The following is a 23664-nucleotide window of genomic DNA, read 5'->3' on the forward strand; positions in this document are numbered from 1 at the left end:
ACCGAACCCCTATAAATATGGTTGGTAAATGAGGCGATAGGAGAAAAGACACCTTTGACGCCGGTCTTTCCTTTAAAGAGAAGGACGGCCCCCCTTTCCGCCCAACAGAACCAGGAGGTTTCTCATGTCCATCAGCGGAATTGGCTCAAGTAGTCTCTACCAGAGCCAGATCTCTGCCATGCGCAGAGGTCCAAGCCCGGAAGAAATGTTCAACCAGCTTGACGAGGACAGTAGCAGCGGCCTCAGCCAGACGGAATTTTCCACCCTGGCGGACAAGATCGCCGAAGCCACCGGCCAGGAGATCGACGTCGAAGAGCTTTTCGCTACCTACGATGCCGACGGCGACGGCGAACTCAGCCAGTCTGAGACGGACGAGGTCATGGAAGCCAACCGGGCTAAGGGTCCGCCACCGGAAATGATGGCCGCCATGCAACCCCCGCCTCCCGAATTTTCTTTGTTGTTCAGCGACAGCGACGCCGATGAGAGCGGCAGCCTCGACAGCAGCGAATTGGAAGGTCTGGCGGAGATGATCAGCGGCACTACCGGCAGTACCATCGACGTGGATGAGTTGCTGGCCTCCTTCGATGAGGACGAGGACGGCCTGCTCAGCGAAGAGGAGACGGTTGCTGCCCTGGAGGCCCGCCTCCGCCGCCTAACGAAACGGCGTCCAGCTCCTTCGGTATCGAGAACTACCTGAAGATGGCCGCCCTGGAGAACAATGAGTCCAGCCTGTCGGCGTTGTTGAGCGGTACAAGCGGGTATGAAGAGCTGTTCTCCGTCGATACCAGCGCCTGAGCGAGGGGTTGAGCTCACTGACAGAAGAGCCGAACCATAATGCCGGTTCGGCTCTTCTGTTTTCCCGGGCAACGGTTTCGCGGTTTACCGAAAGGATCGCGTTTCCGCTGGGAAGCTGTCCCTTCCCCTCACAAGAACCAACGGCGACCCAGGCGAACCATCTCTTCGATCTCCTGCGCCGAGACGGCCGGGCTGAAGTAATAGCCCTGCCCATAGCGGCATCCAACCTCCCTCAGAAATTGCCATTGCTCCACAGTTTCGATGCCTTCGGCCTGAGCATCGATGCCGAGGTTTTGAGACAATTGGACGATGGCTTTAACCAAGCTCTCGTTGTCATAAGCACCAGGGGCCCCGTCGACAAAAGACTTGTCAACTTTCAGCTTGCCGATAGGCAGATGCTTCAGCCGTAGCAGCGAGGAATAACCAGTGCCGAAATCGTCGAGCGCGAAGTTGAAGCCCTTCTCGTGGAGGGTCTTCAGCATCGACTCCATTCGCAGAGGTTCCTTCATCACGGAACTCTCGGTAATTTCCAGCTCTAGACTTCCCGATTGGATATTTTGCTCCTTAGTAACTTTCTGAATAAGGGTAACGATATCGCCATGCCAAAGCTGTCTTGCTGAAATATTGATGGATATGGTGGGCAGCGAGACACCCGCTTCGCCCCATTTGCTAATCTGTCTGCAGGCCTCTTTCACGATCCAATTCCCGATAGGCAGGATCAATCCGATTTCCTCGGCAAGAGGGATAAACTCGCCGGGGGAAACAAGCTCCTGGCCGGTCTGCCAACGAATCAGAGCCTCAGCCCCGACAATACGCCCGGTCAACAGGTCCACGACCGGTTGATAGAAGAGTACGAATTCGTCTTTTTCAACAGCTTTGTTGAGACGTGTTGCCAGTTCCATGCGCTTTTTTTGGTCGCGGGCGAACTCAGACGAATAGAACTGGATGTGACCACCTCCCAGATCCTTGGCACGGTGCAAGGCACTATCGGCATGCTGAACAAGCGAATCGGCATTCTCCTCATCATCCGGGTAAAGGCTGATGCCGATGCTGGAGCTTACGTAAGTTTCATATTCGGCGATCTTGAAAGGCTCTCCGAGTTTCTTGCTGATGCGCTGCGCAAGCCACGATGCCCTTGATACAAATTCGTCGCCTGAGCTGCCAGCATCGCCTTCGCCGTAATGTGCCATAAAAATGACAAACTCGTCGCCGCCAGGGCGAGCAACGAAATCGTTTTTGCGCACCGTTTCTAACAGCCGATCAGCGACCGCGCACAGGAGCTGATCGCCAACCCCCTGCCCCAAAGTGTCGTTCACCAGCTTGAAACTATCAAGACCGATGAACAGGACAGCCAGCTTTCCATCGTCTCTTTGAGCCTGGGCGAGGGCGCTTTCCAGAGTCTGCATAAGCATCGCCCGGTTGGGTAGATCGGTCAAGGTGTCGTGAAAGGCCAGGTGACTGATCTTTTCCTGGGACCAGACCATCTGACTGTGCGTTTCGTGCAATCGTCGCAACATTCGGTTGTAGGAATTGGCCAACAGACCGACTTCGTCTCTGGAGGGCCAATGGATCTGCTGGCTCAGGTCCTCACTGACGGAGACCCGGGAGATATTTTGGTTTAACAGCAGCACTGGCTTCACCACATTTTTCGAAACATACCACAGCAACAAAACGCTGCCACCGCACACCCCCAGCAGAACCATCAAAAAGCCCCAAGCCAGTTTCCTCAAGTCGGCGTAATAAATTTCATTCGGTTGCATCGCCAGAACCGTCCAGCCCAGACTCTCTATTGGCCACCGGGCAATGAAACAATCCTTGCCGAATAACCGGTGTTGAGCAAGAGATCCATTATTCACCTCCACCAACGTTGCTAGTTCCTCGCTCAACCCGGGCGAACTTGAGATATGGTTGGAAAACAAAAGGTTCCCCAAATTATCGAGCACCACAAGGGTCGAATCCCCAGTGTCGACCGAGGCCAGAATCACATTCGCCAAACGCTTCGGGGAAACGCCTACAACTACCGCACCAAGGGTTTCATCAAAAAAATCGATATGCCGATAGGCGAGTTCTATCTCCGGCTGATTGTCGAAAGTGTCGCTGGTGGACACGGCGACCTGCAGTTGATTCGATTCGAGGCCGTTCGCTGGAAACAGGATGCCACTGCGTCTACCAGGCTGGATATCTATGAAATGGCCATCGGATAGATGTAATATTCCAGCACCTTGCCCATCGTAAAAGGAAACCCACTGGAACTTCTCCACATATTGATGCAAATGTCGCTTAAGGGCTTGCAAATTATAGGAACTCTTGTATTTCAGGACCGCATCGTTTTCGACCATATTCTTCACCAGGAGCCCCAATCCTTCGACCTCCTTTTCGATAACGCCCGTCACAGTCTGTGCCAGAGACTGGAGAGCGACCGGCTTCTCCTCCCTAAGATGCCTCCAAACCACCCAATATACACCGCAGCCAAGGAGAGCTATCAACAGCAGGACATGGATCAGGTAAGCCGCCAGCACTTTCCTGCCCAAGGTCCAGAAAGACATGGTTATCTCGAAACCTTCGGCCTGAGTTCTGCTTCCAGGCGGATTGGCGGTCTGCTCGCTCCGGTTCACCATGAAGCGGGCCTCACCCCTTCGGCCTGCAGCCGACGCTTTATTTTATCGCCAGACAAAAAATCCAGAAAGCAACGAACCGCCCCTGCGGGATTTTCCCTGTACACCAGGTAAAAAGGGACGGTAAAAGGATATTCCGTGTCCTGGGCAACATATTCATGGGGTGACTGACCGTCGATGCGAAGCACCTTGAGCCCGGATTTCAAAGCGACATTCAAAGGCAAATAGCCGATGGTATAGGGGTGACTTTGAATGGCCCGGGCAGCTTCCGGAGTAGTGTAAAAAACCTTCCCCTGAGACTGGACCTTGCCGAATCCTGGGAGTTTGTCCTCAAGCACCAAACGGGAGGAGTCTCCGGTTTCGCGATCTACGGGATAAATTTTTGCGTCCGGCCCCCCAATTCGCTCCAGCGCCGATATCTCCCCGCGTAAATATCAGCAAACTGCGCACTTGTTAGATTATCAATCTCCTTCACCGACGGATTCGTCACAACCGCCACGGGAGAATTGGCGAATTGAAATTCAACACCCCCCATTCCCCGTTCTTTATCGTTGAGGGGCCGCGCAGTCCGGGCCAGAGAAATATCCCCCGCCAGCAATGATCGGATTCCTCCAGTCGATCCGATACTGTTCGGTATAATCACGCGAAAACCGGCACCGGTCCCATTGAATACGTCGGCCAATGTATGCAGAAGAAACTGGCTGTCGCCCGTGCCTGGGATTAAAAGGGGTTCGTCATCATCCCCAAATACCAAACCAGACAAGGAGAAAAAAATTATAACAACGACAAATATCGAGACTGCTTTCATACTCCCTCCAAATCACAACATGTTCATTCAATTGTTTTTCGTTGATCGGGCACCTGTGAACTCACTCAACCTAAATGAGTATCCCCTGGCACTGCCTGGGGCATTCTGCCGGCCCCAGAATACTAGAGAACTCAAATTAAACTCAGCAATGGAAAGTATCAGTTTTAATGGTATTAAATCAATATAAGAAATTTTTGAATTGATTTTAACGAGATGCTGTCGTTTCGATTCTTGTGAAACATGCGCAAACTAAAAAGAGGGTTACCCTTATGGGCAACCCTCTTTTTAAATAGTAGATGTGACGTTCATCGAACTGACAATACAGCCACTCTGCTTAATAACGTCTTTTAAAATTCTACAGACAATAATCACCCATTTAAAGAGCATGAGACATCAGACATAAACATCATGTCAGGTTTGCAAGATTTAATACTAGCGCCTGAGCCAAATCAATCCACTCAGGTTGTAGAGGTAAATAAAGAGGGCTGCCCACCAGGGTGGCCCTCTCAATTTCGGACAATCACTACCGACAGGGACTTGTCCGTGCAACGTCCCCCAAAGTCGTCTAGTTCCCGCGATCCCGGTGTACCAGCGCTCTGCCAACTATCCTTTCGGGGCTGTTTCCAGTAAGTCCGTTAACGGATCATGGTGATAAATGGCCAGCCGGTTACTTGCCCGCGTGATGGCTACATACAGCAGATTTTTTCCCAGTTCCGTTACCGGGTACGCCCCCTTAGTAGGGTTCCATAAAATCACGCCCCCGAATTCCAGCCCCTTGACCTGATGAACATTGGTGACCAGGATACCCGGCTCAAAGGTCAGGGCGGCTGTCTGCAGACGCACGCCGGAAAGTCCTTTCAGGGCGCCGTACACCTGCTGAGCTTCGCTTTTGTAGCGACAGATCACAGCCGTTAGACTCTTGGGTTCCCTGGCCAGTAACACCCTCAAAGATCGCGCCAGATGGGCCAGGGATTCAGCCTCGGTTTCCCATCGATGGAAACGGGGATCCGGACCTTCGTTGACCACCTGGGCTACCGGCCGGCCCGACACCCTGGAGGCCAGAGCCATAATCTGGGCCGTCGATCGATAGCTGACACTGAGTTCGCCGGAAGACAGCCCCTGGCCTTTCAGGTCCATCCGGAAAGCGGAAAAACCTTCGCCGTCCACAAAGTCGAGGATCTTCTGCTTTTCATCGGCGCAAACGGTCATGCTACGTCGTTTGTTGGTGGCAAAGGTCAGGGCTTTTAGTTCCGCCAGCGATAGGTCCTGGGCTTCATCGATGAGGATGTGATCGTACCACCCCAGGGCTTCCCGGAAGGCGTCTTCTTTACCGCAGCGCAGCTGGATCAGGTGCAGCAAAATGCCGCTGTCGTCAAAGGAGAGTTCGCCCCTTTGGCCGCTAAGTATCTGTTCACCGGCCGTGGCCAGTTGCTCAAGTTGCCGGCGCCCGGAAAGATGTTTGCTCAGATTATCGGTTTGGCTGTAAAAGGTCCCCAGGTCAGCAATGGGGTTGTCCGGCGCCTTGGTCGTTGCCGCATATTCGACCAACGCATGGTACATCCCGGCCTGCTTTTTCAGTGGGCCCAACCCCTGACCTTGGTGCGCTGAAAACTTGACCGCCACACCCGAGGAGCGCAAGGCCTTTGCCGCCCAGGAATGAAAGGTTTCCACGGCCAATTGCTCCGTCAGCAGATCCTTTGAGGTCTGGCGCACATAGTCGCAAAGGGAGCGGTTGAACATGACCACCAGGCATCGCTGCGGCCGGAAAAGCTCAGGCTGGTTGAACAGCAAATAGGAAAGCCGGTGCAGGGCCACGGTGGTTTTACCGCAACCGGCGCCCCCGGTCAGATACAGACAGCCGTCGTGCTGTTGGGTGATGAGGCCGAATTGATCTTTGGAGATCAGGGACACGATGTCCACCATCCGGTGGTCGCCTGTGGCTTCCTTGCGGATCGCACTGGCATTCTGCGGCCCCTGCTCGGTCCAGAGGCCGTCCCTCTTTACCAGGGTGCCCGCACCGGTCTGGATCGTCAGCAGTTCCCGTTGCTGGATGCCATAGGCGATCTTTTTTTCGATAACACCAGTGCGTTCCCGGTCGCCGATATCCTCTTCGTAGTCCTCGCCTTCCTCCCAGTCGTAGAACAGGCGGGAGATTTCAGCCTTTCGCCAATCCACCACCACAACGCGGGAACCGTCCATCAACCCCTGCTTGCCGAATAGCAGATGTTTCCGGCCGATCCTGGGGTCATCGTCGTTGATAAGCAGTCCGGCCAGGTAAGGGGTCCGGAGCTGCTCAAAAGGGACAAGATACTTGGCAGGATCGTACTGGGACAACCGATGGATCTCCTTCGTCAGCCGGTCCTTTTCCCGCGGGTCGACCGATTCCAGGCGTTCAACCTCATACCCTTTGATCTTGCGGTCATGTTCGGCAAGCTTTCCTCTCCGTTCACCATTGTAGCGGTCAACGGATCCGCAGACATCCGACAGACGCTGTTCTTCCTGGTTAATAAAAGCTTCCGGCATTGACTTGCCCTCCCCCTATTCCTTTCCGACTCGCTTGGCCGTCCCGGTTTTCCCGTCGCAGCAAGGCAACTGTCGGATCGAAACCAGCAAGAGACGTACTCTACACATAATTATTTTCAGGGCAAGAAAAAATAAAAAGGGCCCACCGCTGATGCGATGGGCCCTTGCTCAGGCACACAAAGTAGCAAGGATGGCTTGCAGCCGCCCTACCCCTTCCAAAATATCGACAATTTCAACAAACTAAAGAGTAATGCTTGTTTCCTTGCCTTCGAGAGTGGACTGACTCTGATCGGTGTAGCCTCGACGAAGACGCTTGCCCAGCGCATCTTTAAGGCTAGGACCGGGGTGGCCGCAGTGACCGCAGAAATAGCTGCGCCCAAACAAAAGCGCAAAACGGTTTCCTCGGATCGGCAGCAGCGAGTCACAGTGGTTACAGTCTCCCAGAAGCATATTGCTCTCCTTGGTCTACTCCCCTTTACTTGGGGAGACCTGCCGGCCGCCAACAAAAAAATCCATCTTCGGACCGAAGATGGATGCGGATTGCACCCGGATAGTTTCTTCGGCAGCCTGGCGATCCTTATCAGGACCCATGGCTTTGCGTCCCCATATTGCTACGGGTTTGCTATTGTCGGAAAATCCGGCGTTTCTAAATAATAGTTTAGTTAGCTTAGTTAGAATATCTTGTCAAGAATATTTTTAGATAAGGCCACACAACCGAACCGATTCTTCGATTTCCGCATTCATAAAATCGAACGAATAACGCCCGACCAAAAAAAGTCAGACGGTCGCAGAAACCACACTAAGTACGCAACAGCTTGTCATCAATAAAATCGTTGATTTCATCCTGAATCGATTGACCGGGGGGGGGTGCGGAGTGGTTTGGCCGTCAGGGGTGACTTCTTATTCTTTTTCATAGCGAAATCTGCCTCTTATTCGGGCTATTTCACTTGTAATAATGGGACTTTAAGTTGTTTTTCAGCCCAAGCCTTTAAAGAAATTTCTGGTATTTCAAAGCCTTAACCTGGCCCGTCCCCAGGAGAACCAGGCTTTCCCCCACGGCTTGTTCGAGCATTTCAATTATCTTCTAACACGTCGATATCGTTTATATACTTGGACATTAAATCGAATCCATAGGCTGAGTTTCCAGTTTCCAGCTCATACACATAGACAGGACATTTCGGTTTGTCGAGGTAAATAAAAAATAGCTCCTCACCGCCATCACTGCCAATAACAAACTTCTTCGGTTCTACCCACTCCTTGTGGTGCTTTTTACGTTGCGCAACGATTCTCTTTTTTGACCCATGCAACAGGACTCGCTTAAGGCGACCGAAAAGACTCCCATCATCTATATCGGAAAGATCATCCGGCTTTATTTTGTAGGCGTTGTTAAGTTCGATGAGGCATTGTGGATCGGTGATCAAATAATAAAGTGAAGAATCCTCATTTTTTGAGAAATGAGGATTATCCAAAATATTTTTATACAGGTCAGGCAATATGATGCCCAATTCACTTTCAATTACCGTGGAGGTGGAAGCATTCATCGGATTGATACTCTCCTGACATCAACATCATGCTAATTTTAATTGCTGGCCCTGGTCAAACCCGAGAACCATAGCATAAAGGACAGATATTGACGAACGGCTGGTTTCGCTACTCGATTTTATAGAGTGTTTCGGCGGCGTCCACACAACAGAAGGCATATCAATCTGATAAAGTATGAATCTAAAAAACCGCTTTGCAGTAGACAACCCTTTGACAACACCAGATCTTGGGCTGTTTAAAAATGCCCATTTGTCAAGCCTTGTAGATTTCCTTATACATTTGACCTTTATAAGCGATGAAAAACTTGAGCCTGGCCAAAACAATAATCGACAATCAGTTTCCGCATCTCTGGAATATGTTTATAGACTCGCCCATCGGAAAAATGAAAAACCTTGTGAATTGCCGTATCACCGAGCTTGCATAACAGGCCGTGTGCATCCGAGTCAGGTACCCAGGAGAAGAGTCCCCAGCGTTTTTTTATCTTCCTCATGCGCCGGATGACATTATCGGACAAAAAGATAATGCGCCTTGAACCACACTGCAAAAGGGTGTCGAGGCGCTTCGCATGCTCAGGGCTGAAAAGATTCCAAAATTCTTTTTCCCCAGAGGAATTACCAATAGTCGGAACATCCAGCAGTTCTACAAATGAAATAAAGGGGGCGTATTTACTTGAAAGATTTAGAGCGGCAAAACTTCGGTGATACGGCACACCGCCAGTATTTTTTTTAAAGGGGTATTCATCGAGCAAAAAAGGATGATGACGATCGTACCTTTGCCAGAAGGCGACACCGTCCCGGTGATACTCGATGATCCGATGGAAGAAGGGATGGTCGGAAAGGGCTGCGGAGTAGTTGGCGTCACTACCAAAGAAAAGGATCTTTGCAAGTTCCGGCTTTTGTCCCTGGTGCGGAGAGCCTTTGAACAACGTGCGTAGCTCTTCTGACGGGTGAATTCCATACATGAATTATCCACCTTTCTTGTAAACGGTTCTTGGGAATCCACCCGATTTCCTCGCCTGTAGTCACTCGGAAAATATGTCCCATTTGTTTAGACAGTCTGCAAGGTGTGTTTCATTGATGGAAGCGTGGGTTGATTTGTGATTTTTTGGACGGACATTATCAAACCTATAAAGAAAATTAATGTAGTTTTTCTTTATGCGGCCAGCAAGATCTTTGGCTCTAATAATATAAAACCTGTCATCAGATTCTGTTGCGATTTTCACAAAAACATAAATTAAATGGTCGCTGACAGTGTTGGAAATTCCTGTCACACGCTGCTTTTTTCCGACAAAAGAAATATCTATAAATCGACTTGCCTTAAGTTGCCATGACGAGGAACTAATAGTCTTTACCTGGACAGGTATTGCTTTCAGGCCTTCCCCAATAGCAATGACATCGAACCCTGGAACATTCCCGGCGAAGGGGGTGGCGAGAAATCCCCTTTTTGCCAACTCAGCAGCGACAAGATGCTCCCCTGCCTGCTTAACCAATTGCTTTGACCGGCCATCACTCATCGTAGACCTCCGATTGAAATCATGTCACTATCTCAAACCTATGTCTTGCCGCAAAGTCCCTCAAACGCCACAAACTATTCATGCCTACTCAAGCTCATATGAGCTAATATTTGGTTTTAGGAAAAGTATTATTTAAAAATTGTATATCAGTGCAATAACCTAACTATCGAATTTCCAATCAACCGTTATGATAAGACGCTCTGCGCTACCGAAGGTTATTGGTATCGGTATATAAGGTTCGCCAAGTTCCCACTTTGAAGCATCCCCTTCAGGCCGGTATCTTATTGTTTTAGAACATTCATTGAGTTTATTCAAACAAACAACTATAGGTTCCTCACGAGTTCTGGGTGATTTGCGGACCACCTCAGGGGGCAAATTAGATAGTTGCTGAGAAGCGACAGGCGTTATCCCTACAAGGATTACCCGAGGCCAAGGCTCTGGTACTCTCCACTTTGGGATATATAGTTCAAAATTTATATTATCAATATAGGCGTCCCACCGAACCTTATTATCAGTTTCCTTAAACTCTTCAAGCAATGCCATTTCAAATGCCATCCGAATCCCCTCCTTAGTTAGAGATGATCATCCGGCCCTAGATTTTCGCAGGCCAAATTTTTATTCAGCAGCAGGACGTAAGGCGATGACGACTTAAAAAATAATAACAAAGTTGTGATGAGGATTCAGAAAATTAAAAAAAGGATCAGATCTATTAGGCAATTGCAGATCAAGTATATCCTTGATTCATTTCCTGCTAGCGGGAAAGGACTTTAAAGAAAGCTGTTAATGTTGGGACCGATGATCCTCTAGATCTTCATCAACCATTTCCATGGAAGTAATCCTGGCCAGCGGGAGCACCTTCACACCCTTATCGGTAAAAAGGGCGTAAAAGGAAGAGGATGTAGCCAGGCGGTAACCGGAAAGGTTTTTGCCCTGCCCAGTCTCATCTAAAAAGGTCAAGGAGACTTTTTCGAATTGGTTTTTGGAAATTGGTTGACCGGCAAGCAATTTTTGATGCTGCACCTCAGCCATGGATATGCCTTTTTGTGGGGCAACGACGGATATCAAAACAATACCCACAACGACCAAAGCAGCACCGAGAAAACGCCCCAATAAATTTATAAGCTCAATCGCAAGCGCCTTCCGAAAAACATAAATTTTCTTTTTACCCATCGCTCGTTGGATGAGACCGAACGGTTTTTTAGCGCAAAGAAGAATACCTGCCGTATATATGCAGAGAACCTCCACCACCATCAAGGAAAAATATCCCCAATTCTCAAGGCTAGCGGAAAGATAAAACCAGCCGGCATGATAAAAAGCGTTTTCTGTTGTGACTGGAAAAAGTTCAGAACCAAGACCCCAGTAGGAAAGATAGCCCTCATAAAGGCTGCGACCATGGAAGTAAAGTGCTGCGGAAATGACGGCAAGGATAATTGCCGAGTTGGAAAGGATTTTGGGCAGGCTGCTGGTATCTTCTTTGGGCTGTGGCTCAAGGTGCCTGCGGCGATGGTATGGCCTTCTCATTCTAAAAAAGCCTCACATAAGAAATTGTTTGTCTTTAGCTGCGTTCATAGATTTACAGTAGGTAACCCTTTGACGACACCAGGCCTTCGGCAACTTAAACAAGAAACTCCGTCACGTCCAATGCCGTTTCGCCACCTTTGAAATGCAGACACATCTTCCCATCTGGAGAATCAAAAAAATGAACATGCCAATACATTCGATCCTCTTTATTTGTCACATTCAGCTTAGGTAAAAGCTCAACAAACTTATCCATCTTTAAAAGCAGAACTTTTTCTGGTGAGCCACAACCAAAGGCAAGATATGATTCCTTATATTTTTCTAAGACCTCATTGAAATGGGGATGATATGCGTACCAATAGTAGGTTTTATCGCCGGTGATATGTGATTTTGATACAAGGCAGCGTACAGAAATCGATTTGTCCACTGTAGCGTAAAGAGTCCTTGTCGTACGCTTTAAATCTTTCTGCATATACTCTGCTACGTGTTCAGCAACTTCTTTATTAAAGCCTACAGGGACAAACTTCTTCTCTTTTGTCGACGTGGTCTCTTCTTCACCATTCGAAACTTCTACGTCATGTAGGTCCTCAGCCGTCGTTGCCAACAAATCTACAACGAAATCTAGCTTAGTAAGCTCAAGGGGGGTCAAAACTGAACGGATTTTTGTGATTGTTGCCTGATCATCAGCCGCCTCTTTGATATCGACCAGCTTAATCAGTGCCTCTGCACTTATAAGTCGCATATCCCAGGCATGCCGAGAACCACGAACCTGGGCTTCCAGACTATTTGTGTCTTTCCTACCAACAACGATGAGAATTGAGGAGTTTTCAGTTATCTCCCCGACTGCAATGAGGGCTTTTCTATAATCAGCTATCTTGTCAAGATTGATTGTGTAAGCATCTGTCGTCTTCACTTCAACAACAATGCTGTAACCATTAGGGAAGGTCCAAATACCGTCGAAACCGATCGCGTTAACCTTGCCCTGATACAGTCCATACTTCACATCACAATCGAGACGTTGCCCCAGTTCATTCACAATGTCCTGAAGCACCAATCCACTGTTTAAAAAGGATTTTTCAAGGCACTCACGCAGATAGATCCCTAGCTGCTCAGTAGGAATAGCAGAAAACAGCTCACGGAGTTCTAGAGATGTCTTGTTGCCATCCTTTAGGGTGCCATCACCCGCAATAGCAGTTAATTGCTGCACCTTTTTATCTTGAAAATCGACACCGTTTGTTTTCCATAGTTGCAACAGAGACATTTCATTCCCCTCGTTTAGGACAGTTCTTCCTCTTCTCCCAAATCCTCAGCAATCAATCGAAACTGCTCCAGCGCCGCTTCAAGATCCTGCACGATTTCAGCAGCGATAACACCCGGCTCAGGCAGATTGTCCGAATCCTCCAGCGAATCGTCTTTGAGCCAAAAGATATCGAGGCTTGCCTTATCGCGGGCGATCAGATCTTCATAATCATAGCAGCGCCAGCGGCCGTCCGCATTCTCCTCATTCCAGGTGGCGGTACGTTGTTTGCGATTGGCTGGATTGTAAAGCTCGACGAACTCATCCAGATCGCTGCGCTTTAGCGGGTTGGTTTTGAGGGTGAAGTGCATGTTGGTGCGCAGATCGTAGATCCACAGTTTCTTGGTCCACGGCGTTTCACTGGCTGGTTTACGGTCGAAGAAGATGACGTTCGCCTTCACACCTTGCGCGTAAAACAGGCCGGTCGGCAGCCGAAGAACGGTGTGGACGTCGCATTCGTGCAGCAGCTTGCGGCGGATGGTCTCCCCTGCCCCGCCTTCGAACAATACGTTGTCTGGCACAACCACGGCGGCGCGGCCATGTTGCTTGAGCAGGGTCTTCACGTGCTGCATAAAGTTAAGCTGTTTGTTCGAGGTGGTGGCCCAAAAGTCGTCACGCTCGACGGTTTCCTTCTCCTTGGCCACCTTGCCATCTTCACCAACGATGGTGGTGCTGCTCTTTTTGCCAAAGGGAGGATTGGTAAGGATGATGTCGAAGCGGTCGCCCGGGTCGGCGGCGAGGGAATCGCTGACAGCCAAAGGCAAAGCAGTATCGTCACTGCCGATGCCGTGCAGCATCAGGTTCATGGCGCAGAGGCGTGCTGTCGACTGCACCAGTTCCCAGCCCTTGAAGGTGCCTTGTTTGAGCTTTTTACGTTCGTCCTTGGTCATATGGGGATAGTTGTCAACAAGGCTGTCGTGGGCGGCGAGCAGAAATCCACCGGTACCACATGCCGGGTCGCAGATCGTTTCACCCGGTTTGGGGGCGATGACGTCGACGATGGCCTGGATCAGCGGCCGTGGCGTGAAATACTGGCCGGCACCGCTCTTAGTGTCCTGCGCGTTTTTCTCCAGCAACCCTTCATAGGCATCGCCTTTGACATCGGCACTCATCACCGACCAGTTTTCGCTGCCGATCAGATCGACGATTAGGCGACGCAGCTTCGCCGGATCCTGGAATTTGTTCTGCGACTTGTTAAAGATCAGCCCGAGCAGACCCTTCTCATTGCCGAGATTTTCAAGAGTGTGGCGATAATGGTCAAACAGTTCATCACCGTCCTTTTTCACCAGTGTCGGCCATGAGTAATCGGCTGGGACGTTGCTTTTCTGGTTGTAGGGCGGTTTGGTCCGTTCGTCGGCCATCTTGAGGAAAAGCAGATAAGTGAGCTGCTCGACGTAGTCGCCATAGCTCATGCCGTCGTCGCGGAGGACGTTACAATAATTCCAGAGTTTGCTGACAATTGCTGCTGGGGTCATATTTTATCTCATACTTAAATAACTAAAATTCAGACTTTTATCAAAAAGAATCAAATAATAATCAACCAGACAGGTACTCCAATACTGCTGATGTAGCCACATTCATTATTTTTCGGGATCTTTTTGGTCCAATATAATGTGCTTTTTGAAAAACTGACTCATTAGATGCAAGTGTTTTACCGATATTATCGATACCAATTGAAATTAACGCGTCTTTCTGATGGCGCGTCAGATCCAGCACCTCAACAGAACGTTGAAGTAGCTGATTAATTATCTGTGAGGTATCAGCCTCTACTGTGGACCCTACTTCTGCAACTAACTCTCCAAAAACACTATAGTTTGCACCATATTCGGTAAACCGCTTAATAGACAGTCCTTTACGCAAGTCAGAAATGAAAGTTATCGGGTTAGAAGAAGGCGATGCGAGACAGCCAATATTTATGGAATACCTTGTCCCTATTTCACGGCGTGTAGCAACAACACCTGAATCAAGTTTACTTACAACACCAGTGTACGTTAACAAACGAAGGGCCTCTTTCACCGCTTCGGGAGCGTCACGATGTACCCAAAAAAAACAAGTTCTTTCACTCTTGCCGTCAGCTTTCCAAGACTCATTCTTCCGAATTGCATCGTTGACAATTGTTTCCTCAACAAATTTACGGCCCCAATCTATTAAAGCTCTATGGCCAGCATATCTTTCAGCCAAACCGCTATGTTCGGACCAAATATTACTTCGGTAGAACTCTTTGATTGCTGACTGAACTTCACCGGACCTCAACTTTGGAGCTAAAGCCACTGTTTTCAACAATAGTCTAGGGTTACCACTTACGGCAAAGGCCAGCGCATCAAAGTTTTCACCGTTACGTTCGATATCTTTTTGTAAATCCGAATCTGCCTGTCTATAAATTATTTCCCGCATCTGATCCCGATAACCTGGGTCCGTTACCTCTCGATGAAGCGATTCAATCCTTGCATCATGGGCAGCCTCAAAAGTAGCCCCATAGGCGGTAACACCAGGATATACTGCAGCATTACATGTCATATAAGGAGACCGAAGGTCCCTAAAAAGCGTAAAAAACTGCCGTTGTTGTTCTGGCCGAAAAATATGAGCAGCTTCATCAAAGAGAATATTTATTCGCCTTAAACCCAACTCAGCACATAAGTCTTGGATAGAGTCACGGAAATCTTCAACATCAGGGATGGCAGACGTATCAATTTGTGTACCTGGGTTTTTAAAGGAATTTTCAAAATCCTGCACAACCTTTTCGAGACGCGTTGGCTCGCCGGCAGATCCGTCACCATCACCAGCGAGAACACGAGCGGCGCCCAGTCCCCTTCCTAAGAGCCCTATACTATATAATGTTCTTAAGATTCTTGAACTTAGTCGGGCAAGCATCCAGTGCTGGAACTGCAATGGGTCATTAGTATGTAACAAAGAGCTCTTTACGAATGATACATAGACAGGAAGCACACCCTCTTCCGACAATGAAGACAACTGTTCTTGCTCGCAGACACGCAAAAGAAGTGATTTTCCAGTCCCACGACTGCCTTCTATTACCAGAGGCGTTGGCCCCTTAAGCATAGCGACTAGTTGGTCATCTCTCTCTGTGCGAACATAAAAACTTAGAACCTCTTCTGGGCGAATATCTTCAGTCCGAATTATAAATTCTCTTGTCTGACTCATGATGAGCTTGGGCCTCCGACAACAATTCTTATCTGTTCAATATGATCTAACTGACCAACGACAATTGTCTCAATGACAGAAAGATCCTCGGGTGGCAATTCTTTTAAATAGCGTGAACAAAAACAAAAAGCGACTACAAGTCGTACAGTTTCTGCTTTTTCATGCCAAAGGCTAAACACCTCGTCGTCAAACTCAAATGAGTCTGGAAGTGGGATATTGCTTGGCACATTCCCATGGATAGTCTCTGAAAGCTCTCGATAAATCGTACTTGCCATACTTTGAAAATTTTTTGCGTGGGTAGAGATTTCCGGGAAAAAGGCCTTACAAAAGCGGGTTCCCAGGGGACTAGTATCTGGCGCGACAAGTTTACCCCAAATGGTGTCAGATATATTGTTCAACCACTCTCTTAGTTCGACTATGTTTGCCGATAAATAAACGCCCTGGATGCATAATTCCAAAACTAACCTTAAACATTTGAAGGCATTTCGATATTGTCCTTGAGCGAGGTTTAGCATAGCCGTCAAATACTCTTCACCAGCTTTTCTATACAGAAAAAGCTCTGGCTTAGAGGCTAGGACGCTACACCACTTTGTTAAATCATCGCCTAGTGCGCAGCTTTTATTCATTTTAGCTATATTACCCTCATCCAAAGATACACTGAGCGTCCCAGTGCAAACTTGGTGAAGTTCTTCAAGCATTTTTTTTGTAGGCATTATCGTCCTATTTAGTTAGTCAATCGTCCTGAGAAAGCTTGTTTTAGGATCGACTGGCGCATACGGCCGGCGCGGCACAGATTGGCGTCGATCTGGGCTTCTGTTTCGGCGACAATGGAGAGGAGGCGTTCGACTTCAGCGGTGACTTGTAGTTGTTCGGCGAGCGGCGGGAGAGCAACTAGCAAACTCCGTATTTGCTCCAAACTCAACCCAGGCTTTCCAGCACCATAAGCCCAATCCTCTAGCTGTCTACGGCCGTTTGCAGGGGAAACGATCCAAAAATAAAGAAACTCTGAAATTGAAATGAGACAAGGCTTCAGCAATGCCACATGCTGACTTACAAATGCCCTTTCTTCCAGACCAAGTACAAGCGCTGACTTAGTGACATTTGCTCCCGTGATTGTCACTAGAATGTCATGGTTCGTTACTGCGCTTCGAATTCCCTCTGCTTTGCTCGGGACATTCACTCTTGCGACATTTTTCAGTACCAAACTATCTGTTTTAATATCCTGGGCTCGAATAAATAGAGGGCCTGAGTCTGCGTAACTGCCACCCCAGCCACGCGAACCACTAGTAACCAAATGAGTTAGTTGCTCAATACTCGCCCAACACCACCCCTCAGGCAACTCCGGCAGGTCAGTGGTATCCGGCGCAACAGGTTCTTTGTACTTCCCTCTCCCCTGCCATTTCTCCCGCCGCTCGACAAGAATCTGCTCCAACAGTTTATCGGCAGGTTCAACATCGGGATGCTGCCTGCGCCACTCTTCGGTGAGTTTTCCTTCGACGGCGGCTTTGAGGACGGCGGCTTTGTAGCGTTTGAGATTGACCTTGACGCGCTTGAGATTGGCGACGGCTTCGTTGAGGCGGGAGAATTGCTTTTCGATTTCCGCGACGATGCGTTTTTGTTGCGCCTCTGGAGCAATAGGAATTTTTTGTTCTTTTAGGTAAGTTGTAGAGACACGTTTTTGTCCAACAGCCCCTGTCATGTAACGCGCAGCGATCCCTCGAAAGTTTTGACTCGAAACGAAATAGTAGAGATATCGTGCGTCAATCTCAGGCTTTGGCCGTAAAACATGAAATTCTGTGGAACCGAAACCATAGCCATTTGCTACCTTGGGAACTATAGCCATTTTTCCGTTTTCCATGCAGGGTGTTATTTTCGCAAAAAGAACATCTCCTTGTTTGAATCCCGTAAAACCCTTTTTAACTTCAGAGGCAGGTCTTTCAAGCGAAACATCAATTGAACCATCGCCTGCACCTACAGCTGGCATTGGCACAAATGACACCAAAAGGTCGTCGGGGATTTCGGCCTTATTTAGTCGCGGATTTACTTCACAGATTTCACCAATTTTGGCTACAGACCAGTTCGCCGGAAGCATTTGAGCTCTCATTTCTTTCACAATACACAACCAATATTTGCACTGGGGGGCCTCAGCGACCCTTACCTACACCGCGACCGAAACCGAATCCACCTAGGAACCCAAGTAGCGCTATAACAATTTTCTCCGTGAGCTGAACCTCTCCCTTGAAGAGAGCAACCGCCGCAAGCAGTACAACAAGGACAGCCACCGCAAATATGTAACCAAGGAAACGGCTTGTTACTTTCCCCAATATCTCTGCCCTCTTCGTTTCCTCCTTTTGAGCGATCTCCTGACTTTTCGCGAGCGGCTCAGTGACTCCCTTTAGCAACTCAGTTAATGCAACCGCCTCCCGCTCAGAATTAGATTGTGTGACAACCTGTGGTTCTTGAACGCTTTCAACTACCTGTTTATCAGCCATGCGAAACCCTCTTTAATTGACTTTAGGCCGCCAACGCCTCATTCAAATCATCAAGAATCTTACTCAAATCATCCCCAAACAACTGCCACACTTTCCCTATCCCACCGGCCTGTGCAAAAGGCGCATAATCAAAATCATCCGTCTCAATCTGCAGATTGGCGGCAATATGATCCCGAATCATCTCCAGCCACTTACGCTGCTCTGCGGTGAAACTCTTGCCACTGGCCTGCTGCTGCTCAACCCAAGCCCGAAAGTTAACCTGGACCTTCTCAGGAAACGGCACCAGCTCGTTCTCCTGATGCATGGCAAAGCGCACCAGCGACACTAGATCGGTCAAAATATGATTTGCCGCGGCACCACGCACCTTGCCTGCCTGCAATTTCTGGTAGGCCGCCCACAATTCATCGGGAACCCGCTTCTCCCATCCCTGTGGATGGGTCTGATAGATGCGCAACTGTTCGACCTGAGCTACCAGCTTCTCGGCTAGTTCACGCACATCCTCAAACCGCAGGCGTTGTTTGTACGGCTTACTGTAAAGCACCTGCAGAGCGGTAATTTCATCCTTGTTGTCGGCAATGAACTGCTCGAAGGACTCGACCACACCCTTGGCTTTCTCTTCGGTAAAACCGGCGAAGATAAGCGTATCGGGACTGACCGTGTCGATAATCTGTTCGTTCTTCTTTTTGATCTCTAGCAACAGCTCACGCAGCTTCGGATTGCAGAGCGGCTTGACCGCTTCGCCTACCAGCTTGACGGCAGATTGCTGCACTTGTTTTGTAGCCGGTTCGTTGGTGGCAAAGTCCTTACGTGCCTTGGCAAGGTGATTGTCCGGATTCAGGGTGTCGACCAGATCGCCGGTGAGTTGCTTGAGACTCTTGCCATCGAGCAAGGTTTCCACCTGCCGATGTTCCTCGGCGGTCAGCTTCTTTTCCATCCGCGCCAAACGAGCGGCGACGGATGATATCACATCTGGCTCGGCATTGCCGAAAGCAACTGCCTGTAAAAGTTTTTCAAAACCGACATTTTTTTTGCGCTCCATGGGCCGGGAATCGGTCTGATCCTGCTCGCAGACGCCGACGGCATCGACAATAACGAAATGATCCTTGGTAACGGCGTCGGGTGTGACCGACTGCAGATCGTTGTCGTTGATGATCCGCACCCCGCGCCCCTTCATCTGTTCGAAATAGGCCCGTGACTTAACGCTGCGCATGAAGAACACCACCTCGACCGCCTTGATATCGGTTCCGGTGGCGATCATATCAACGGTGACGGCGATACGCGGGTTGTGGCTGTTACGGAACGCTGCGATCAGGTCTTCGGGTTTGGCCCCGGTGGTGCGGTAGGTGATCTTCTGAGCGAAGTCGTTGCCCTTGCCGAACTCCTCGCGCACGATCTTAACGATATCCTCGGCGTGGGAATCATCCTTGGCAAAGATCAGGGTTTTGGGCACCTCGCTGCGGCCAGGGAAGATATCAGAAAACAGCTTATCGCGATAGGTCTGGATCACCTTGCGGATTTGGTCGACGACAACCACATCCCGATCCAGCTGTTTGGCGTCATAGTTGAAATCATCATCCAACTGCTCCCAACGCACCTCGCGGGTTTCCCTATCGCGCTTGTCGACGTAGTAACCGGCCTCCACCTCGCCGCCCTGCTCGGTAATGGCGGTCTTGATCCGATAGACATCGTAATTGACGTTAACCCCATCGGCGACGGCGTGTTCGTGGCCGTACTCCATCACCAGATTCTGATTGAAGAAGCCGAAGGTCTGTTTGCTGGGGGTCGCGGTGAGACCGATGAGGTAGGCATCGAAATACTCCAGCACCTGCCGCCAGAGGTTGTAGATGGAGCGGTGACACTCGTCGGTGACGATGACATCAAAAGATTCAATAGGGAAATCGACGTTGTACTCAATCGGCTCCGGTTCTTTGAACAGATTGCCGAAACTGTCGACTGATTCTTCGTCCAGCTCTTCGGGCAGATCACGCCCTTTGAGCATGGAATAGAGCCTTTGAATGGTGCAGATGGACACCCGCGCGGTGGTATCGAGCACATTGCTGGTGAGATTCTGAACGATGTATTCTTCGCTGAACTTGAAGTTGTTGTAGGGCGAAACGTACTGCTGAAATTCCTTGAGGGTCTGCCGCCCTAGATTGCCCCGGTCGACCAGAAACAGCACCCGCCGTGCTCCGGCAAATTTGATCAGTCGATAAATGAAATTGATGGCCGTAAATGTCTTGCCGCTGCCGGTAGCCATCTGGATCAGGGAACGGGGATGATTGTCGCGCAGGGATGCTTCGAGATTGGTGATCGCCTTGATCTGCGCCGGCCAAAGGCCTTCGGTGATCAGTTCGGGCATCTGCTGCAGCCGAGACAGGAAGGTCGAAGGCTGGCCAAAGCTGTCCTGAGATTCGGCCGCTATCCCTGAGACTACACCGGCATCGGTCTCAAGCCATTCAGCAAACAGATCAGGACGATGAAAAGCGAAAACGTTGCGCGAACGGGGCGCGGGATCGAGGCCGTTGGTAAAACGGGTCTCGACGCCCGTCGACTGAAAGGAAAATGGCAACGGATTGTGCCAGCGGGGCAGGCCTTCGGGTAAGCCCTTGGTGTATTTATCCGATTGAACCTCAACACCGGTCAGTGTGGAACCGACCTTCTTGGCTTCGATAACCCCCGCAGCCTTGCCGTCGACATAGAGCAGGTAGTCCGCGAAACCGTGACCGGATTTCAGAGGAAATTCCCGAATCGCCACACCACGCGCCGCATAGATGTTGGCCAGGTCGGCATCCTGAACCTGCCAACCAGCAGCTTCAAGCAGGTCATCAATTTTTAAACGCGCATCAGCTTCTGGAGCTGGCGTCATAAAATCCCCCACGTAGGCATAATAAAACCGCCCGCGCCTCATAGGCACCAAGCGGCCTCATCGATCAGTGCGATTGCTTCCGCACAATCTTATCCCATCCTCCGGCCATTAAAAACAAACACCTTAAAATACCCTTAAGAAAAACAGAAGTCAACGTTGGGAGAATAGTTGACACCCATCTTCGCATACATAAAAAGATGGCGGAGTTGGCACCGCCGACTACGTCGGAAATCTAAGAAAGGAGCAATCGGTGGCCTTTGCCAGTCAGCCGATAACGCTGAGTCGGGCTGCGGGGAGAGTCGGGCTGAGTGCGTTCAATCCAGTTATCTTTCAAGGCCGGGTTGAGATAGTTTTTCCGGAATGTGGGCCGGTGGGACAGGCCGAGAGCCTTCATTAACTCTTTGCTGCCCAGTTCATCGGTCCCAATCGCCTCGATCAACGTCAATACTTGGTCGGTTACTTGATCGCCTACTTGGTCGGTGGCCACGGCTTCGCGAATAGCCGCGCACAAGGTGCTAAGCATGAACTCAATAAAGGGAGCGGAATCGGTCTGCCGGGTGCTCTCCTGCAATGCTTGATAATATTCGGCCTGGTTCTCGAAGACCAGGCTTTCCACAGGGAGGTCGGCGAACAAAGGATTCCAGCGGGCTAGAATCAGGCTCTGCCACAGCCGCCCCATGCGACCGTTGCCGTCGGCAAAAGGGTGAATGAACTCGAACTCGTAGTGAAAGACAGAACTGGTAATCAGGGGATGTTCTTGGGAGACGGCCAGCCAGTGAAAAAGATCGCACATCAGAGCAGGGACACGATCAGCAGGCGGAGCCATATGGACCACTTGACTGCCCGCCATCACCCCGACACCACCGAAGCGATAAGCCCCGGCTTTGTCGATCAGCGCGGCCATCAGGATGCCATGCGCCTCCAGCAAGTCATCCTCAACTTCCGGCTGCCATGTATCGAAGCGATCATAAGCGGCGATGGCGTTACGCACCTCCTGAATTTCACGAGGAGGTGCAATGACCCGTTTGCCATCTAGGATCGCAGTGATCTGGGTTTCGCTTAGGGTGTTGCCTTCAATGGCTAATGAACCGCGAATGGTGCGGATGCGATTGACACGGCGTAGCTGAAGGGCTTGGGAAAGATCCGTCAGGGCAGAAAAGCGCCCGACCAGTTCACTGATATCGGCAACCAGGCGCAATATGACAGAATTGAGGGTATAGGGTGGTTGGTATGAGTTCTGATTGCTCATGAAGATCAACCCTTGGCCCGGTCGCCCTAAAAATACGGCAATCAACAGGTCGCGACCCTTTAGTGCTATTTGATGGGAATTCCTGTCAACCTGATATAAAAGTTTCTAAAGCAGCGCATCAAGGTTTTTAAAATTCTTGTTTTAAAAACGCCCGACCTTAAATAAAGGCCGAGCGTTTTCAAATGGTGGAGGTGGCGGGAATCGAACCCGCGTCCGAAAATCTTTCACATAAGGCCTCTACATGCTTAGTCGGTGTATTTAAGTTTAACCGGCAACCGCTCCCATCGACAGGATCTGTTACAGGCGATTTCGCTTAAGTTTCGCTCCGGCACCACGAACTCTTGCCGAAACTAGCCTATTAAAATGACGTCTTTAAGCCCACACAGGCATTGGAACTCAAGACGTAGCAGCAATTAAGCTGCTAGTGCGTACGAAACGTCAGTATCGGCGTTTGTATAAGTGCCAGTTTTTTAACGAGGCCAACTGGCGTCCCCGGCATGCCACCTTTGCTTCCAATCCCCGTCGAAACCAGGTCACCCCCATAAATTCGTGATGCGTGATGAGTAATAAGTGATGGGTTTTACCCCAACACCACAATTCCTTTGTTCCACCAAAGGCATTATCTCATATTTGTCGTTAAAATGCCAGCTTAGTGCTTATCCGAAAAGAACCGTTTCCGGCTGGACAAAGCTCAGTTTTGATATAGGAAACGAGGGATTTTTTGTCGTGGCAAGAAAATCAAGGGCTTGCGCGGAGGCGTACACCGGTACGCCGCACAAGCAAGCTCGAAGATTGACGCAGCCATGGCGGAAAAGAACCGTTTCCGGATGAAAACTAGTGCCGATCGCGTATCGCACGCGCCATTTCCCGGTCGGCTTCTTTTTGCTTGAGGGTATGGCGTTTGTCGTGGAGTTTTTTACCCCGCCCTACCCCGATTTCCAGCTTGACCCGGCCGTTCTTCAAATAGATCTTGGTCGGCACCAAAGAGAAGCCCCGTTCTTCGACCTTGCGAAACAGCTTACCGATCTCTTCTTTATGCAGCAACAGCTTGCGCACCCGGGTCGGGTCGTGGTTTTCGCGGCTGCCCTGCTCGTAGGGGCTGATGTTCATATTGTTGATGAACACCTCACCGTTGACCAGGCGGCAGAACGATTCCTTGATATTGACCTGGCCGAGTCGTATCGATTTGACTTCGGTGCCGGTCAGAACCAAGCCGGCCTCATAGACTTCGTCGATGAAGTACTCATGGTAGGCCTTTTTATTGGTGGCGATGATTTTAATGCCCAT

The 23664-nt window shown here is 49.8% G+C and carries 20 protein-coding genes, 1 other RNA gene and 1 riboswitch; of the genes, 1 reads left to right on the top strand and 20 read right to left on the bottom strand.

Features of this window, described 5'->3' with window-relative positions; all coding sequences use genetic code 11:
* Positions 1-124 precede the first annotated feature (124 nt).
* Positions 125-697 (top strand): EF-hand domain-containing protein, encoded by a 573-nt coding sequence (locus A7E78_RS04000; protein ID WP_072283022.1) that lies wholly within the window; start codon positions 125-127, stop codon positions 695-697.
* A gap of 226 nt (positions 698-923) precedes the next feature.
* On the opposite strand, the gene A7E78_RS04005 is transcribed toward A7E78_RS04000, so the two are convergent.
* The 20 genes from A7E78_RS04005 to smpB all read right to left on the bottom strand — a co-directional run bounded on the left by A7E78_RS04005 (position 924) and on the right by smpB (position 23664).
* Positions 924-3413: a bifunctional diguanylate cyclase/phosphodiesterase gene (locus tag A7E78_RS04005; RefSeq protein WP_072283023.1), complete on the bottom strand. Its 2490-nt coding sequence runs from the start codon at positions 3411-3413 to the stop codon at positions 924-926.
* Positions 3407-3748 (bottom strand): type 2 periplasmic-binding domain-containing protein, encoded by a 342-nt coding sequence (locus A7E78_RS04010; protein WP_145924838.1) that lies wholly within the window; start codon positions 3746-3748, stop codon positions 3407-3409. The genes A7E78_RS04005 and A7E78_RS04010 overlap by 7 nt, the downstream gene beginning before the upstream one ends.
* A 29-nt stretch (positions 3749-3777) precedes the next feature.
* Positions 3778-4218 (bottom strand): PstS family phosphate ABC transporter substrate-binding protein, encoded by a 441-nt coding sequence (locus tag A7E78_RS04015; protein WP_072283025.1) that lies wholly within the window; start codon positions 4216-4218, stop codon positions 3778-3780.
* A 603-nt stretch (positions 4219-4821) separates the two neighbouring features.
* Positions 4822-6741 carry a UvrD-helicase domain-containing protein gene (locus A7E78_RS04020; protein WP_072283026.1) on the bottom strand — a complete coding sequence of 640 codons (1920 nt, stop codon included), beginning with the start codon at positions 6739-6741 and terminating at the stop codon, positions 4822-4824.
* Positions 6742-6981: 240 nt separating this feature from the next.
* A complete protein-coding gene (locus A7E78_RS04025; protein ID WP_072283027.1) occupies positions 6982-7191 on the bottom strand; it encodes a hypothetical protein in 210 nt (69 codons plus the stop codon).
* Positions 7192-7299: 108 nt separating this feature from the next.
* Positions 7300-7375: riboswitch (cyclic di-GMP riboswitch) on the bottom strand.
* 439 nt (positions 7376-7814) lie between these two features.
* Complete coding sequence (locus tag A7E78_RS04030) at positions 7815-8282, bottom strand: hypothetical protein (protein WP_072283028.1); 468 nt, start codon at positions 8280-8282, stop codon at positions 7815-7817.
* A gap of 287 nt (positions 8283-8569) precedes the next feature.
* Positions 8570-9244 carry a hypothetical protein gene (locus A7E78_RS04035; RefSeq protein WP_145924839.1) on the bottom strand — a complete coding sequence of 225 codons (675 nt, stop codon included), beginning with the start codon at positions 9242-9244 and terminating at the stop codon, positions 8570-8572.
* A gap of 60 nt (positions 9245-9304) precedes the next feature.
* Positions 9305-9796, bottom strand: a complete 492-nt coding sequence (locus A7E78_RS04040; protein ID WP_072283030.1) for a hypothetical protein — start codon at positions 9794-9796, stop codon at positions 9305-9307.
* Between the two features lie 159 nt (positions 9797-9955).
* The gene (locus tag A7E78_RS04045) at positions 9956-10351 is read right to left on the bottom strand and encodes a hypothetical protein (RefSeq protein ID WP_072283031.1); all 396 of its coding nucleotides are present in this window, start codon (positions 10349-10351) and stop codon (positions 9956-9958) included.
* A 225-nt stretch (positions 10352-10576) separates the two neighbouring features.
* Entirely contained in the window at positions 10577-11317 is a 741-nt protein-coding gene (locus tag A7E78_RS04050) for a hypothetical protein (RefSeq protein WP_072283032.1), read from the bottom strand.
* Positions 11318-11411: 94 nt separating this feature from the next.
* Entirely contained in the window at positions 11412-12575 is a 1164-nt protein-coding gene (locus A7E78_RS04055) for a hypothetical protein (RefSeq protein ID WP_072283033.1), read from the bottom strand.
* A gap of 14 nt (positions 12576-12589) precedes the next feature.
* Positions 12590-14086: a type I restriction-modification system subunit M gene (locus A7E78_RS04060; protein ID WP_072283034.1), complete on the bottom strand. Its 1497-nt coding sequence runs from the start codon at positions 14084-14086 to the stop codon at positions 12590-12592.
* Positions 14087-14147: 61 nt separating this feature from the next.
* Positions 14148-15770: an ORC-CDC6 family AAA ATPase gene (locus A7E78_RS04065; RefSeq protein WP_072283035.1), complete on the bottom strand. Its 1623-nt coding sequence runs from the start codon at positions 15768-15770 to the stop codon at positions 14148-14150.
* Positions 15767-16483 carry a hypothetical protein gene (locus A7E78_RS04070; protein WP_072283036.1) on the bottom strand — a complete coding sequence of 239 codons (717 nt, stop codon included), beginning with the start codon at positions 16481-16483 and terminating at the stop codon, positions 15767-15769. Before A7E78_RS04070 ends, A7E78_RS04065 begins: the two co-directional genes overlap by 4 nt.
* A gap of 11 nt (positions 16484-16494) precedes the next feature.
* Positions 16495-17862: a restriction endonuclease subunit S gene (locus A7E78_RS04075; protein ID WP_072283037.1), complete on the bottom strand. Its 1368-nt coding sequence runs from the start codon at positions 17860-17862 to the stop codon at positions 16495-16497.
* Between the two features lie 52 nt (positions 17863-17914).
* Entirely contained in the window at positions 17915-18262 is a 348-nt protein-coding gene (locus A7E78_RS04080) for a hypothetical protein (RefSeq protein WP_072283038.1), read from the bottom strand.
* Positions 18263-18284: 22 nt separating this feature from the next.
* Complete coding sequence (locus A7E78_RS04085) at positions 18285-21128, bottom strand: type I restriction endonuclease subunit R (protein ID WP_072283039.1); 2844 nt, start codon at positions 21126-21128, stop codon at positions 18285-18287.
* A 232-nt stretch (positions 21129-21360) separates the two neighbouring features.
* Positions 21361-22377, bottom strand: a complete 1017-nt coding sequence (locus tag A7E78_RS04090; protein WP_072283040.1) for a Fic family protein — start codon at positions 22375-22377, stop codon at positions 21361-21363.
* Between the two features lie 183 nt (positions 22378-22560).
* Positions 22561-22918: a transfer-messenger RNA gene (ssrA, locus tag A7E78_RS04095) on the bottom strand.
* Between the two features lie 293 nt (positions 22919-23211).
* The gene (smpB, locus tag A7E78_RS04100; RefSeq protein WP_072283041.1) at positions 23212-23664 is read right to left on the bottom strand and encodes an SsrA-binding protein SmpB; all 453 of its coding nucleotides are present in this window, start codon (positions 23662-23664) and stop codon (positions 23212-23214) included.

It is taken from the genome of Syntrophotalea acetylenivorans (genome assembly GCF_001887775.1).
Classification (GTDB): Bacteria; Desulfobacterota; Desulfuromonadia; order Desulfuromonadales; family Syntrophotaleaceae; genus Syntrophotalea_A; species Syntrophotalea_A acetylenivorans.